Source organism: Acinetobacter amyesii (assembly GCF_002018365.1).
Classification (GTDB): domain Bacteria; phylum Pseudomonadota; class Gammaproteobacteria; order Pseudomonadales; family Moraxellaceae; genus Acinetobacter; species Acinetobacter amyesii.
Window position 1 is genome coordinate 1 of the sequence record NZ_MVKX01000008.1, and the last position, 14,141, is coordinate 14,141.

Sequence of the window (14,141 nt, forward strand, 5' to 3'; positions counted from 1 at the left end):
CCCCGCCATTAGCGGGGCATAAACAGGAGGAGGTGTTTGCAAGAAGAGATCAGGCGCCTGATAAAGATTCGTCCAAACAAATTTTGGCGTATATTCAAAGCTCTGATGTGCAATAAAAAGAATCGCTTGTTGATTTTGTACAATCAAATGCGTCATAGACGGCAAATGGTCTTGATGATCTTCACCGAGTTGCAGATCGCTAGCAATATTTTTGACTGGTTTGCTACTAGATTCAGATGCTTGATGCAACGAATGCTGTGGATTGGTTTCACTGCTGACGCATAAGGTATTTTGATGATGACCAAAATGATAGCTTTGAACAACTTGAGTTTGCTCTTCATGCACACAGAAAGCGGCTGCCACGTTCCAAAGGCTTTGGAACATGAACAATCCAACTAAGACTGTTATCCATGTCGCAGAACGCATATTGCATCAATCAAGAAAATTTTAACGATTATAAAGCTTGAAGTCGGTCGAAGGTCAAGTGAATCTTTGAATTTGTCTTAAAAATGGATTGCCATAGAGATATAACGTAACGCATTCGCTTTAATCCCCTGACACGGCACATGCTAAAGACAATCCATTGGTTCATGATTACGATTTTTATCGGTGAAACCTCTTTTAATTTAGTTCTGAATCATTCTTCAACTTAGCTTTTCTTGTCACAACTAAGCCGCAGAGAACTACCAATGTCGTGACACCTAAAGATAATGAAGTCTCATAACTGTAGGCTGGAGATAAAAACATATAGATCAGCACACTTAAGATCACCAGAATGACTGCCCATGTCAGCCATGGAAATAGCCACATTTTAAACGCAACCTCAGTTCCATTTTTTTCGATTTGTGTTCTCAATTTAAGCTGTGAAAATGCAATCACTAAATAAACCAATAAGGCAATTGAACCTGTTGTAGACAGTAAAAATCCAAATACTTGGCCTGGAAATAAATAATTGACTGCACAGCAAATTAAGCCCACTACAGACGATGCAAATACAGCAATTGCAGGGACACCAGAGGCATTAATAGATGTGACCCATTGAGGTGCTTCTTTACGTGTCCCCAATGAAAATAGCATCCTTGATGAACTATAAAGTGCGGCATTCATACAACTTGCAACTGCAATAAAGACTACACTATCAATAATCAATTTTGATTGAGGGACATTTAAACTGACCAAGACATATTGGAAGGTGCCTAATTGTTGTAATTGTGGTGAACGCCAATCGACCAGTGCAACCGTTATAAAAATTGAAACCACAAAAAATAAGATGACCCGATACAACACTAAATTGGTTGCACGTTTAATTTTTTGTTCAGGATCTTTTGATTCTGCTGCAGCGATCGATAGTATTTCTACACCAAAGAATGAAAATGCTGAAATCAATATTGCTGAAAGTACGCCACCCAGGCCATTTGGCATAAATCCATCATTTTTGAACAGATTTTCTACACCACTCACATCAGGTGCTAACGGCCAAAATCCAAATATTGCGGTGAGTCCAATGGCGATAAAAATCACAATTGCCAAGACTTTTATCAGAGAAAACCAAAATTCAAACTCACCAAAACTTCGAGTACTAAAAAAGTTGGCTAAACTGAGAAGCACAATGAAGAATGTTGCAAATACAGCACTGGATATTGATGGAAACCATGCATGCAAAATTTCTGCACCGGCAATTGCTTCAATAGGAATCACCAAAACCCAAAACCACCAATATAACCATCCGATGGTAAAGCCAGCCCATGGTCCAATGGCTTTTCTTGCATAGGTTGAAAATGAGCCGGTGTCAGGTTGAGCGACTGCCATCTCCCCCAACATTCGCATGACTAAAAAAACCAATATACTGGTAATAATATAAGCAAGAACGGCGGCAGGACCTGCTTTTGCGATAGCAGCAGATGATCCAACAAACAGTCCAGCACCAATTACACCGCCGATACTGATCATCGTGATATGCCGATTAGATAGCCCTGCACCCAGTTTTGCAGTTGAATTATGTGTGGCTAAGCTATCATCATGCATCGATTAGATTCCCTATCTGCACGGTCAGTCGTACAAATCATTATTTCCAAGATCATTAGGAATAAAAAAGGGAAAACGCTGTGTTCTCCCTTGTTTTGTAACAATTTAATCTAGAAAATGAGTTTTTCATAGTTCTAATCAAAACTTTAAGATGCTGCTTAATGCCATTTTTTCATCTAATTCACTGTTATTACTTATATAATTTATATTTATTTAAAAACTTATTTGACCATTTTCTAGATGCAAAATATGGGCTTTTAAATAATCTAACTCATCGCCATGATGCGTGACATATATCATCGGCAGTGTAGATTGTTCTTTAACAGTGTTTAAAAATGGCAATATTTGATCTTTCAGCCTGCGGTCTAGCCCGGTCAGAGGTTCATCTAACAGCAGCAAATCAGGCTGTGACAGCAATGCCCGGCCTATGGAAACGCGCTGCGCCTCGCCTCCGGAAAGTTCATGTGCCCGCCGTTTGAGCAGCGGCTTCAGCTCAAGCAGATTAGTCACTTGCTCAAATTGAAATTTCACATTTTCCTGAGCGCCTAGGTTCTCTGCATATTGCAGATTTTGCTGCACATTCATATGTGGGAAAAGCCATGCTTTTTGAAAAATCAGCGCAATACGGCGTTTATGCATCGGCACATTAATCTTCTGCGCTATGTTGAACACTTCACGCTGATTCAGCGATATATAACCTTGCTGCGGCTGCAGCAGACCGGCCAAACTTTTCAGCAGCGTAGATTTCCCACTACCTGATGGCCCCATAATGCCCAGCAGCTGTTCTTGCATCTGCAGCCGAGCCTGCAATTGAAAATCGGTGTATTGAAACTGAAAATCACACTGAAGCATGGCCGGCTCCGAGTTTTCGCTGATAGCGCTGTAAAATATAATAATTGGCAATCAATGCGCCAAAAGCCGCCAGCAGTGAAAGAATCACTAAACGCATTGCGGATTCTTCGCCATTGGGCTGCTGTATCAGCGAATAGATAGCAATTGGAATGGTTCGGGTTTCATCAGGAATATTACCCACAAAGGTAATGGTTGCGCCAAATTCGCCTAGACTGCGGCTAAACCCTAAAATGCTCCCGATTAAAATCCCCGGTAACGCCAGCGGCAGACTGATTGAGGCAAATACCCGTAATGGATGCGCGCCCAGTGAGCCTGCAACCTGCTCCAGCTGCTGATTAATCATTTGAAAAGACAAACGGATCGGCTGCACAATCAGCGGAAATGACACAATCATCGATGCTAAAACGGCGCCTTTCCAATTAAAGGCCAGCTGAATGCCCCATTCATTGAGCAGCTTGCCGATCCAGCCATTTGAACCAAACAGCACCAATAACAGATAACCCAAAACCACCGGCGGCAGCACCATCGGCATTTGTAACAGCGCTTCGACTAAAAATTTCAAATGAAACTCATAGCGCGCCAGCACCCAAGCCAGCCCAATAGCAAATGGCAAGCAAAATACAGTGGCGCAAACGGCAACTTTAGCCGACAGATACAATGCGCTCCACTCTTCAGGGCTGAGCATGCTTTAGCCTTTCACACCAAAGCCATAATGCTTAAACAGCATTTTACTTTGCGTATGGTCTTTAAGATAACGGTAAAACTTCACGGCCTCGGGTTTAACGGTGCCTTGCTGTGTTAAAGCCAATGGGTAAATGATCGGTTGATGAGTATGATTTGGAAAAATCCCGGCTATTTTAACTTTAGAACTGATCAGCGCATCGGTACGGTAAACAATCCCCGCTTGGCACTCACCGCGTTCGACAAAAGCCAGTGCTGAACGTACATCATCTGTCCCGACAATCCTTCCATTCAAACTTGATAGCCAGCCCAGCTTGGTTAGGCTTTGTTTTGCATATTTTCCAGCAGGTACAGATTCCATTTGCCCTGTACATAAGTGACCTTGAAATGCCTTGGCAAAATTAAACTGCGGCACGGCCTTAAATTGCATATTCACCGCTTTAGGCGTAATCAGTACCAAATCATTGCTCAGCATATTGAACACTTGCTTTGCAGGTATTTTCTGTTTTTGCACCAAATAATTCATCCAGTCCACATCTGCTGAAAAATACAAATCACTTGGCGCACCGGCTTCAATCTGCTTGGCTAAAGCAGATGACGCGCCAAATACCGGTACAATTTTGATGTCTGGATTCTGTGCCTGATATTGCTGGGCAATGGCTGTCAGCGCATTGTTTAAGCTGGCTGCAGCATAAATTTTTACCGTTTCCGCCTGTGATGCGCCAGCAATGAAGCTTAGTCCTGCTGCTAAGATGTATTTGAAATGCATAGCAAACTCCTAATCCTGAATAAATAAGCCTTGAAGGACTTGTCCTGCTTGCACTGGTCGCCCTGCAGGAATCCGAACAATGCAATTGGCTTGCATTAAATTGCTTAGCATATGTGACTGCTGTTTAGATAGGCTGGTTAGTTGAAGTTTGCCTTGCTTATCAAACTGAGCCGACATTCTTAAAAACCGCTCACGTGCATCTGCTTTTAAATCATGTGTAATGACTGCGCTGAACCAGTCCAGCGGAGGTGTTTGACCTTGTAAAGCTTTCAATAATGTATCTGTATAAATTTGCATGCCGACATAAACAGCAGCGGGATTGCCTGGCAGTCCGAGTAAATAACAGGAGGTGCTGTCTGGACGTCGATATTGTGCAAACAGCATCGGTTTGCCGGGTTTTTGCTTCACTTTCCAGAAAATTTGCTGAAAACCGATGTCCAAGGCTGCCGGCCGAACAAAATCATAATCACCGACAGATACGCCGCCCGTGGTTAAAATTAAATCAAAGCTATCTTTTAAACAGTTGAATAAATCTAAAACCGCCTGTTTTTCATCTGCAATATGAATCACTTCAACTTGGACGTGCTGCGACTGAAACCATGCTGAAATCAGCGGCGCATTGGCATCAAAAATTTTACCTGCACGGTAATCTTCTATATTTTGCGCAACTTCATCCCCTGTAATTACGACCGCAATTTTCGGATAGGCAAAAACTTCGCAGTGTGAAATACCAGCCATACTGAGCGCTGCAATTGATCCAACCGTCAGCTTTTGACCACGCACTGCTAAAGATTGTCCAACTGAAATTTCCTCACCTGCATCTCGAATATCTGCATGCGGGTTTAAAGCTGCCGTCAGTTCAATCTGCTGTCTATCCGCCTTTACAATTTCTTGCCGCGCCACAGTTGCTGTGCCTTCAGGAATCGGCGCGCCGGTAAATATGCGGACAGCTTGGCCTGCTTTTAAGCTTATTTCAGCCCTTTGCCCTGCGCGGATTTCTCCAATGAGCTCAAATTGCGCGCCGGCTTTAATTTCACCCGCTGTGCAAATGGCATAGCCATCCACTGCGCTTTGCGCAAATAAAGGCAGCTGAATTGGTGAATGCACATCTGCTGCCAAATAACGGCCTAAAACCTGCTGAAGCGCCAAAGTTTCATACGCTAAACTTTGCGTATGTGTCTGAATCAGCGCAAGCGCTTCATCCACTGAAATCAGTCCTGCCTCGGCCCCGCAGCCTGTATGCAATACGGCTTGGTTCATTGATAGCCTCCTGCATGCGGAATATTTTTCTGCACATCAAAGAGATGCACCAAGGCAGGTAAAATGGCAACCAGTGATTCTTTTGCGCCTTGTCTGCTGCCCGGCAGTGTAATTACTAAACTCTCATCAATATAGCCGGCAACACCGCGGCTGAGGGCTGCATAAGGCGTACGTTTCTGCCCATAACTGCGGGATGCTTCCATTAGCCCAGGAATTTCCCGTTTTAACAGCGGCTGAATGGTTTCAACGGTTAAATCTTTAGGGCCAAGACCTGTACCGCCGACAGTCAAAATCAGCGGATATTGCGCCTTATGCTGTTCAACAAGAGCCAAAAGCTGTTCAGGACTGTCTGGTATCACTTGATAGCTGATGTTGCTGAAGTTTGCTTCTTCTAAAATTTCGAGGACATTTTGCCCCGCAGTATCTAGTTTTTTACCGGCAGCAACTGTATCTGAAAGCACAATAATCGAAGCCGATAAGCTTTCTTTTAATACACGGGTAAAATGTGATTTACCGCCTTTTTTCTTTTGCAGTTTCACCTGATCTAGGCATAAATCTTCAGGCTCACAGTGCGGTTTCAGCATGTCATACAGCGTTAAACCGGCAAGACTGACCGCAGTTAATGCTTCCATTTCCACACCCGTTGGGCCAATAGTTTCAACCACTGCACTGATTTCGACATGCGCCTCAAATAGTTCATATTCGACATCTGCACGGTAGATCGGCAGCGGATGACACAGCGGAATGAGTTCATCTGTACGTTTTGCGCCTAATATGCCTGCAATCCGCGCGGTTTTCAGCGCATCGCCTTTTTCCGTATTGCCGTTACGCAGCAGTTCAATGCAATGTGGCGGCGCATGCAGTATTCCAGTCGCAATGGCTGTACGGTAACTTTCTGCTTTCATGCCCACATTTTTCATTGCTTTGTCCTTATCTTATTCATTTGCATTTGCAGTATTAAATTTGGGGTTTTATAGGTGCCATTGGTAAATATTGGCGTTCAAATGCATGGTCTGATGGCTGTTTTGATGTGCATGTTCACATGACTCGCTATGAACATGAGCATGCTGCGCTGCATGACTTGTCGCCTTGGGCACATGATCTTTACGAATACAGCAGCCTTCTACATATTGGCTGCTGCCGTCCATATAAAACTCTTCTTTCCACACCGGAACTTCATGCTTAACCCGCTCAACCGCTTCTTCGCAGGCAGCAAAAGCCTCACGTCGGTGCGGCGCATAGGCCATGGCGATAATGGCGGTATCACCGACCTGCAGCGCGCCAATACGGTGTACAACCCGTACATATGACACGCCGTATTTGGCTTGAATTTCCTGTTCAATTTGCCGGATCATTTTTTCCGCCACAGGCGCATAAGCTGTATATTTCAAAGCTTTTACCGCTTTGCCTTCATGGTGATTACGCACAGCGCCTATAAATACGCCGATACCGCCGCATTCAGGAAATGCCTCAATGCTGTCAAAATTGGCTTGGCTGAATACCGTATCTTGTATGCGTGAAATATGCTTGAGCTCCATATTCATCCTCCCGCCACAGGTGACAGCAGCACAACGGTACTATCCTGAATCAATGCGGTTTGTCTTGGTACAATGTCTTCTCCAATGGCGCAGGCGCAGCGTTGAAGCATGCTGAACGACTCCGGAAATTGATCTGTAACCTGCTGCAAAACCTCGGCAATCGACTGCTGTACGAAGCAAGTCAGGCTCAAATTCGCTGGCAGCAGGCGTTCAATGGCGCCAAAAGATTCTATTTTGATGGTGATCTGACTCATCATTAGCCTCCAATCATATGCATGCTGATTTTTCTAGATGGACTGGATTGAGCTGTTATGGCATGAAAGCCTTGCTCCTTCTGCCAAATATAACTGCCTAATTTTTGCTGCAAAGCCATTGCATCGTGCGGCATTAACTCTGTTGTTTTACTGCTTTTCAGCTGCTGAATCTCATGGCTGAGATTTAAACCTTTTCGGGCAAACAGGCAGTTAAAAAACTCGCCTTGCGCATTCAGTCTTAGACGGTCGCAGCTGCCGCAAAAAGAATTGCTGATGGTTGAAATAATGCCTATAGGCAAGCCGTTGATTAAGTATGATCTGGCTGGTGACGCACCTTGACCGTGCAGTGTTTGCACTTCAAAAACAGTCTTTAGTTTATCCAGTATGTTTTGTTCGGTAACGACCGCAGCTTTAGACCAGTTTTGATCGCCATCCAGCGGCATAAACTCGATAAACCGCAGTTCGAAACCTTTTTGCAGCGCCCATTTTGTTAGTGGAATGATTTGCTGTTCATTCAAGCCTTTGATTAACACGGAATTGATTTTGATTTCAAAGCCCGCTTGCTGAGCTGCTTCAATCCCGTCTAATACAGGCTGTAATTGTTTTTGTGTCAGCTGGAAAAATTGCGCTTCATCCAAACTGTCTAAGCTGATATTTATGCCGTCTAGTCCGGCTTGTTTTAGGGCGTGTGCATATTGCTTCAGGTAATGCGCATTGGTGGTCATGGAAATACGTTTAAGCCCCAGCTTTCTCAGCTGTTGCAGCTGTTGAATAAAATGCACAACACCTTGACGCATAAGAGGTTCGCCGCCCGTGATCCGGATCTGATCAATTCCGCGCAGCACCATAAATTCACAAAAATTGTAAAGTGATTCAAAACTAAGAAGATTATGTTTTTTCATCCATTCAGGATGTTCAGGCATGCAATAGACACATTTAAAATTACAGCGGTCTGTCACTGAAATGCGCAACTTGCGTTTTTCACGGCCAAACTGATCCTTAAAAATGGTCACTGGCTGTAATTGTGTCATGCTGTTCATGTTTATCTTCCATGACGCTGTCATTTGCCCTGTCTTAGCTCAGTACAAATTTTGCGCCCTCTTTTCTTGCATTAAAAATTGCAATAAGTGTTCCAACTTTGCGCTTTTTTTGAATAATTTTTAAGATGATTTGCTTTTAATATTTTAACCAATAATATCAATTATTTATACGCATTTAAGTAAGAGTGTTAAACACAAATTGACGTTAAGATGCTTATCTATAGGATATAAGCAGGCAGCTTTATTGCTGAATAACGCGGTTGAAGTCTTTAAATGGGACATCATGTCTCGTCATGGGCTCAAAACTGCACTTGAACATCATCCATTCACATAAAAGCGCATAGCAAATTAAAACTTTTAGAGGAAATTCAGCTGACGGTGCTGCTGTAGCTCATCTAGAGAGTTAATGCTGTGAAAAAAGAGTGCATGGTTCTGAAAACGTGCGACTTGCATGTGCATTTCGGCAAAACAGCCTTTTAAACTGCGCTGTTTTTGATCAAGATGCACCTGCAGCATTGTGAGACTGCTTCGTTTCAGCAAACAAAATGGATACAGCGCTTTGCCATTAATTTCCACTACAGCTACTTCACACAAGGGATCCCGCTGCATGGCCTGATGCAATCTCGAAAGCACTTTCTTCGGGATATAGGTCACATCGCACGGGACAAACAAAACATAATCAGACTCAACATGTGACCACGCGCTTTTCATCCCCATCAATGGCCCTAAAAATCCGGCTTCATCATCTTGATAAAAGCGGATCGAGGGAATGAGCCGTTTATAAATCGAATGATCGCGATGGCTGTTGATCCAGACATTTTCAGCCCGTGATTTCAACTGCTGATGGATCTTAATCAGCTGAATTTCATTATCAAATTTTTGCAGCACTTTATTCATGCCGTTCATTCTGCGGGCCTGACCGCCCGCCAAAATAACCAAGTCTGTTTCTGGATAGCCTATTGATTTGGTGATTTTCTTCATCATTCTGCGTACTCCGTCTGACAGGCTTTAATTAAGCCTCGAATTTCTGATAAGCACGAACCGCAATTGCCGCCAGCCTTTAAACATGCAGTAACTTGTTTTTCATGGGTAATATTCTTTTCTTTAATGGTTTCGATAATGGTATTTTTACCGACTTTAAAGCAGCTGCACACCAGCGGACCTGCACTGTTGGTCATGTTCATCGGCTGACCTGCCAGCAGCGCTTTGCGGTGCATTGCGCTTAGTCGTTCACGCTTAAACATGCCAGCAATCCAATCACGGTCTGGCAGCATAGAGCGTTGCGCAATATATAGACTGGCAATTAAATGCCCATCTTGCAGCACCACGGTATGACTCAAATCGGCAGTTTGATCTTCCAAATTCAGCCATTCAAAGCTTTCATCGGTAAATGGCAGTAATGTTTTCAGCTGCTGAACCGTGTTTCTAAATTTTTTACGATCTGCCAACTCAAAACGTGTCGCTTTCGCTGTTTTAATTTTGGTCCACCACACCGTGTTTTGAATGGTGTTTTGCACCATTTGCTCAAAGCCGTCACGTACATACAGTACACCTTGCCACTGTGTATAAAACGGCTGTACAAATACAGGTGTATGTTTAAATTCAGGCTCACCAGATAGTGCATCGACCACAGGATTCACCACTTTGCCAATACGCGCATCCGATGCGACTTGGTCATTCCAATGAATTGGCGCAAAAATTTGACCGCGTCGAATTTTACTGCTGACCTGTGCACGTAAAATACATAAGCCCCAGTTAGATTTCACCTCAACCAGTTCACCATCTTTAACACCAAACTTCAGTGCATCTTGCGGGTGTATTTCACAAAATGGTTCGGCGATATGTGTACTCAAGTTTGCAGATAAACCCGTACGGCTCATGGTGTGCCATTGATCACGGATACGGCCAGTATTTAAAACCAGCGGATATTCGCCGCAAATTTTGTTCAAAGGGTCAATAGCGGTTGTTGCTACAAACTTAGCTTTGGCATCGGCATGGCTGAATTGGCCTGCTGCAAACAAACGGCTGACTGCATCAGCGCTCTGATCTAACTGCCAAACTGGCCATTGCACGGGCTTTAATTCAGCATAATCTTGTGCAGATAACTTACTTAAACCCTGCAAGTTAAAGTAGCGAAAAGACTCAGTGGTATCGCGTTGATCTAAAGACGCATTTTGATAAGCAGATAATTTTGCATGTTCAATAAATATGTCATAGCTGCTGCTGTAGTCAAAACCGCTATAACCCATCTTTTTCGCAACTTGTGCAATAGACCACCAGTCCGCTTTGGCTTCACCCGGTGCATCTAAAAATGCAGTTTGACGAGAAATACGGCGCTCTGAATTGGTAACGGTTCCGTCTTTTTCACCCCAGCCTAGAGCAGGTAAAAGCACATCTGCATATATTGCTGTGTCAGTGTCCTTGCAAATATCAGACACGACCACGAACTCGCATTGCTCTAGAGCACGTTTGACTTGATCTGCATCTGGCAAACTCACAACAGGATTGGTAGCCATAATCCAAATGGCTTTTATTTTGCTACTTTCAACCGCCTGAAACAGATCAACCGCTTTTAATCCCGCTTTATTGGCAATAAATGGACTTTGCCAAAACTCTTGCAAAAGTGTCTGATGCGCAGTGTTATCGACATCTAAGTGCGCAGCCAGCATATTGGCTAAGCCGCCAACCTCGCGGCCGCCCATTGCATTGGGCTGACCTGTCATAGAAAATGGCGCTGCGCCTAATTTTCCGATTTTGCCAGTCAGCAGATGGCAGTTAATAATACTGTTGGCTTTGTCCACACCGCGCGAAGACTGATTCACCCCCATCGAAAATAGCGTCATGACTTTGTCAGTTTGCGAAAATTTTTCAAAAAACAGCTGTAATTTTTCTAAAGAAATACCTGTACGCTCAGCAACTGCAGTCATAGAGGCTTCTGTTTCACTTTGCTCCAGCGCTTGCGCCAAACCTTGAGTATGTTTGGCAATAAAATCTACATCACTATGATTATTTTGTACTAAATACTGCAGCAGGCCGTTGAACAGTGCGACATCTTGCCCCGGTAAAATAGGCAAATGCAAATCTGCAGCCTCACAAGTACTGGTAAAGCGCGGATCAATGACCACCACGAACAAATTACGTTCTTCTTTGGCTTTCATAATACGCTGATACAGTACAGGATGGCACCAAGCAGTATTAGAACCCACCAAAACAACCATGTCCGTGTGTTCAAAGTCTTCATAGCTAGCTGGTACAAGGTCTTCACCAAATGCACGCTTATGTGCCGCTACAGCCGATGACATGCAAAGCCGTGAATTGGTGTCAATATTTGCCGTACCTAAATAGCCTTTGACAAATTTGTTAACGGCATAGTAATCCTCCGTCAGCAATTGGCCCGACACATAAAAAGCGATGCTTTCACGACCATACTTATCTATGCATTGCTGAAATTTTTCGGCAATCAGTGCTGTTGCCGTGTTCCAATCTATAGCCTGACGAGTATGGAATGGCGATGTTTGACGCCCAAGCATCGGCTGTAAAACCCGTGTTTCTAATCCAATCGTATCGGCTAAGTTGCTGCCTTTAATGCACAGCTTGCCATAGTTTGAAGGATGGTTCACATCGCCAGTCACACTGACTTTTTGCCCTAAAGCAGTCTGTTCAACTGTTGCGCTCACGCCGCAGCCGACACCGCAATATGGACAAGTGGTTTGCGTTGTTTTAATTTTATTTTCTGTGGAGCTATGCAGTTCCACGATCGGGATGCTATTCACTTCTGCTGGCTCCTTTTCCATACTTTTTTAAACACTTAACACGCTCAAATCGGTGTCTTTTCATTCATGTTTATATTTAAAGATTAACCTTCGGTTCGACCTACTTTTCTTTTGGGAAAAGTAGGCAAAACCATTGTCATCCGCTGAACTCGTCCACTGCCGTCTTTTATCAGATGTATTGCAAATACATGACTATTCATATGCAATCCTGCCTCAGACAACAGCGGATGACGTTAACGCGTATCCAATGACAATTTAAATCTTGTATCTTTTTTATCAGGGCGATTCCGTTACCCTGCTTTCTTTAATGCAAAATCCTTACCAAACAGCAATTTGTTTCGGATACTTGAAATTGGCGTTTGATCTGAAATCAATTCGGCATACCATGCACCGTCTTCAGTATCGCCAAACAGCACAGCGCCAATCACTCTATCTTTTTGAATAATAATGCGTTTATAGATTTGGCGTTTTTCATCATTCAAAATAATGTCTTCAAAATCATCCAACGGTTCAAAGTTACCTGCAGAAAAAACATCACATCCGCTGACTTTTAACTGCGTCGGAACCGTAGGCGCTTTAAAGGTTAAGCTGCCATGTTCGGCCAAATGCGATGCACAAATGAATGCCTGTCCCCAAAGCGGTTCAACTAATCCAAAGGTTTGGCTGCGGTGTTCTATGCATTCACCTACCGCATAAATACTCGGATCAAAGGTTTGCATGGTGTCATTCACCATGACACCGCGGCCGCAGCGCAGTCCTGCACTTTGCGCAAGTGCAATATTCGGACGAATACCCACCGCAAAAACCACAAGTTCTGCATCTAAAACAGTACCGTCCTGCAAACGCAGCTGCTTGACATGGCCATTTTCACCCATCAACTCTTGGGTATTGGCTGCAGTCATGATTTTTATGCCTTTTTGTTCAATAGCAGATTTCAGCATCAGGCTGGCTTTTTCATCCAACTGGCGGTCCATAATACGGTCCATCAAATGCAGCACGGTAACATTCATGCCACGCTGTTTCAGACCATACGCAGCCTCTAGGCCAAGTAAACCGCCGCCAATCACCACGGCATTTTGCTTAGATTTACAGTAATCCAGCATGCGGTTAACATCGTAAATATCACGGAAGCTTAGAACACCATTCAAGTCAGTTCCCGGTATTGGCGGAATAAACGGTTTAGAACCTGTCGCTAAAATCAGACGGTCATAATCGATGACTAAACCTTTTTCTGTATATACCTGCTTACGCGGACGGTCTATGCGTACCGCCGCATCACCTGCAACAAAACGTATGTTTTTACCTTCATACCATGCATGCGGATGCAGCATAATATCTTCAATCGTCTTATCACCGGATAGTACTGGCGAAAGCATAATACGGTTGTAGTTCCCCCATGGCTCTTCACCAATGACCGTAATTTCATAACGATCAGGTGCCATGTCCAGCAGATCTTCTAAGCAGCGCATACCAGCTAAACCATTACCAACCAAAACCAATTTCATCAGCTGGGACGATGGCGCGTTATTGGTAATATAGGTTTTTTGAGCAGTTGGGCTGATCAGCACACGGCCATTTTCAATTTTGCTTGGAAAAACCAAGAGTTTTTGGTCTTTGTCTTCTAAGCAGCGTCCAGTAGCAAGGCTGAAATGCTGTTTATAAATCGGTGATGCCACAACACGCTCACCCTGCAAGTCACCAAGAATACCGCGGGACATGACATAGGCTTGGCTAAACGGGTCTTGATTGCTTAGTGCATAAACCCGCTTTTCTTCACCGACACGGAATATCGCAATTTGCTGATTTTCAATCAGTGCGCCCACACCCGTATTTGGCGTAATATCATCTAATGCACAAATATCAAGCCAATCTAAATCATTCATTTCTTTTAAAATTGTCATCTATATGTTCCTCTTATCATTCTTTAGCTTTATTAGATCTCTTACTGC

Annotated in this window: 13 protein-coding genes; all 13 read right to left on the bottom strand. The window is 43.8% G+C overall.

Translation table 11 applies throughout. The features are described from left to right. Positions 1 to 426: cation efflux protein, CzcI-like (locus B1202_RS12125; protein ID WP_213033260.1), on the bottom strand; the 426-nt coding region annotated here is incomplete at its 3' end. Between the two features lie 195 nt (positions 427 to 621). Next, positions 622 to 2,025 carry an amino acid permease gene (locus tag B1202_RS12130; protein ID WP_078190870.1) on the bottom strand — a complete coding sequence of 468 codons (1,404 nt, stop codon included), beginning with the start codon at positions 2,023 to 2,025 and terminating at the stop codon, positions 622 to 624. Positions 2,026 to 2,238: 213 nt separating this feature from the next. Then, positions 2,239 to 2,877 (bottom strand): ATP-binding cassette domain-containing protein, encoded by a 639-nt coding sequence (locus tag B1202_RS12135; RefSeq protein WP_078190871.1) that lies wholly within the window; start codon positions 2,875 to 2,877, stop codon positions 2,239 to 2,241. Continuing rightward, positions 2,864 to 3,562: a molybdate ABC transporter permease subunit gene (modB, locus tag B1202_RS12140; RefSeq protein WP_078190872.1), complete on the bottom strand. Its 699-nt coding sequence runs from the start codon at positions 3,560 to 3,562 to the stop codon at positions 2,864 to 2,866. The genes B1202_RS12135 and modB overlap by 14 nt, the downstream gene beginning before the upstream one ends. A gap of 3 nt (positions 3,563 to 3,565) precedes the next feature. Further along, positions 3,566 to 4,327 carry a molybdate ABC transporter substrate-binding protein gene (gene modA / locus B1202_RS12145; RefSeq protein WP_078190873.1) on the bottom strand — a complete coding sequence of 254 codons (762 nt, stop codon included), beginning with the start codon at positions 4,325 to 4,327 and terminating at the stop codon, positions 3,566 to 3,568. A 9-nt stretch (positions 4,328 to 4,336) separates the two neighbouring features. Next, positions 4,337 to 5,587 (bottom strand): molybdopterin molybdotransferase MoeA, encoded by a 1,251-nt coding sequence (locus tag B1202_RS12150; protein WP_078190874.1) that lies wholly within the window; start codon positions 5,585 to 5,587, stop codon positions 4,337 to 4,339. After that, on the bottom strand, positions 5,584 to 6,507 hold the full coding sequence (gene moaCB, locus B1202_RS12155) for a bifunctional molybdenum cofactor biosynthesis protein MoaC/MoaB (protein WP_078190875.1): 924 nt from the start codon (positions 6,505 to 6,507) through the stop codon (positions 5,584 to 5,586). Before moaCB ends, B1202_RS12150 begins: the two co-directional genes overlap by 4 nt. A gap of 51 nt (positions 6,508 to 6,558) precedes the next feature. Beyond that, a complete protein-coding gene (locus B1202_RS12160) occupies positions 6,559 to 7,125 on the bottom strand; it encodes a molybdenum cofactor biosynthesis protein MoaE (protein WP_078191039.1) in 567 nt (188 codons plus the stop codon). A 2-nt stretch (positions 7,126 to 7,127) separates the two neighbouring features. Beyond that, positions 7,128 to 7,379 (bottom strand): MoaD/ThiS family protein, encoded by a 252-nt coding sequence (locus B1202_RS12165; RefSeq protein ID WP_078190876.1) that lies wholly within the window; start codon positions 7,377 to 7,379, stop codon positions 7,128 to 7,130. Between the two features lie 2 nt (positions 7,380 to 7,381). Then, a complete protein-coding gene (gene moaA / locus B1202_RS12170; protein ID WP_078190877.1) occupies positions 7,382 to 8,419 on the bottom strand; it encodes a GTP 3',8-cyclase MoaA in 1,038 nt (345 codons plus the stop codon). Positions 8,420 to 8,776: 357 nt separating this feature from the next. Then, complete coding sequence (gene mobA / locus B1202_RS12175; RefSeq protein ID WP_143221613.1) at positions 8,777 to 9,400, bottom strand: NTP transferase domain-containing protein; 624 nt, start codon at positions 9,398 to 9,400, stop codon at positions 8,777 to 8,779. Beyond that, positions 9,400 to 12,192 carry a nitrate reductase gene (locus B1202_RS12180; RefSeq protein WP_078191040.1) on the bottom strand — a complete coding sequence of 931 codons (2,793 nt, stop codon included), beginning with the start codon at positions 12,190 to 12,192 and terminating at the stop codon, positions 9,400 to 9,402. The genes mobA and B1202_RS12180 overlap by 1 nt, the downstream gene beginning before the upstream one ends. 290 nt (positions 12,193 to 12,482) lie before the next feature. Continuing rightward, a complete protein-coding gene (gene nirD, locus B1202_RS12185) occupies positions 12,483 to 14,093 on the bottom strand; it encodes a nitrite reductase small subunit NirD (RefSeq protein WP_078190879.1) in 1,611 nt (536 codons plus the stop codon). Positions 14,094 to 14,141 lie beyond the last annotated feature (48 nt).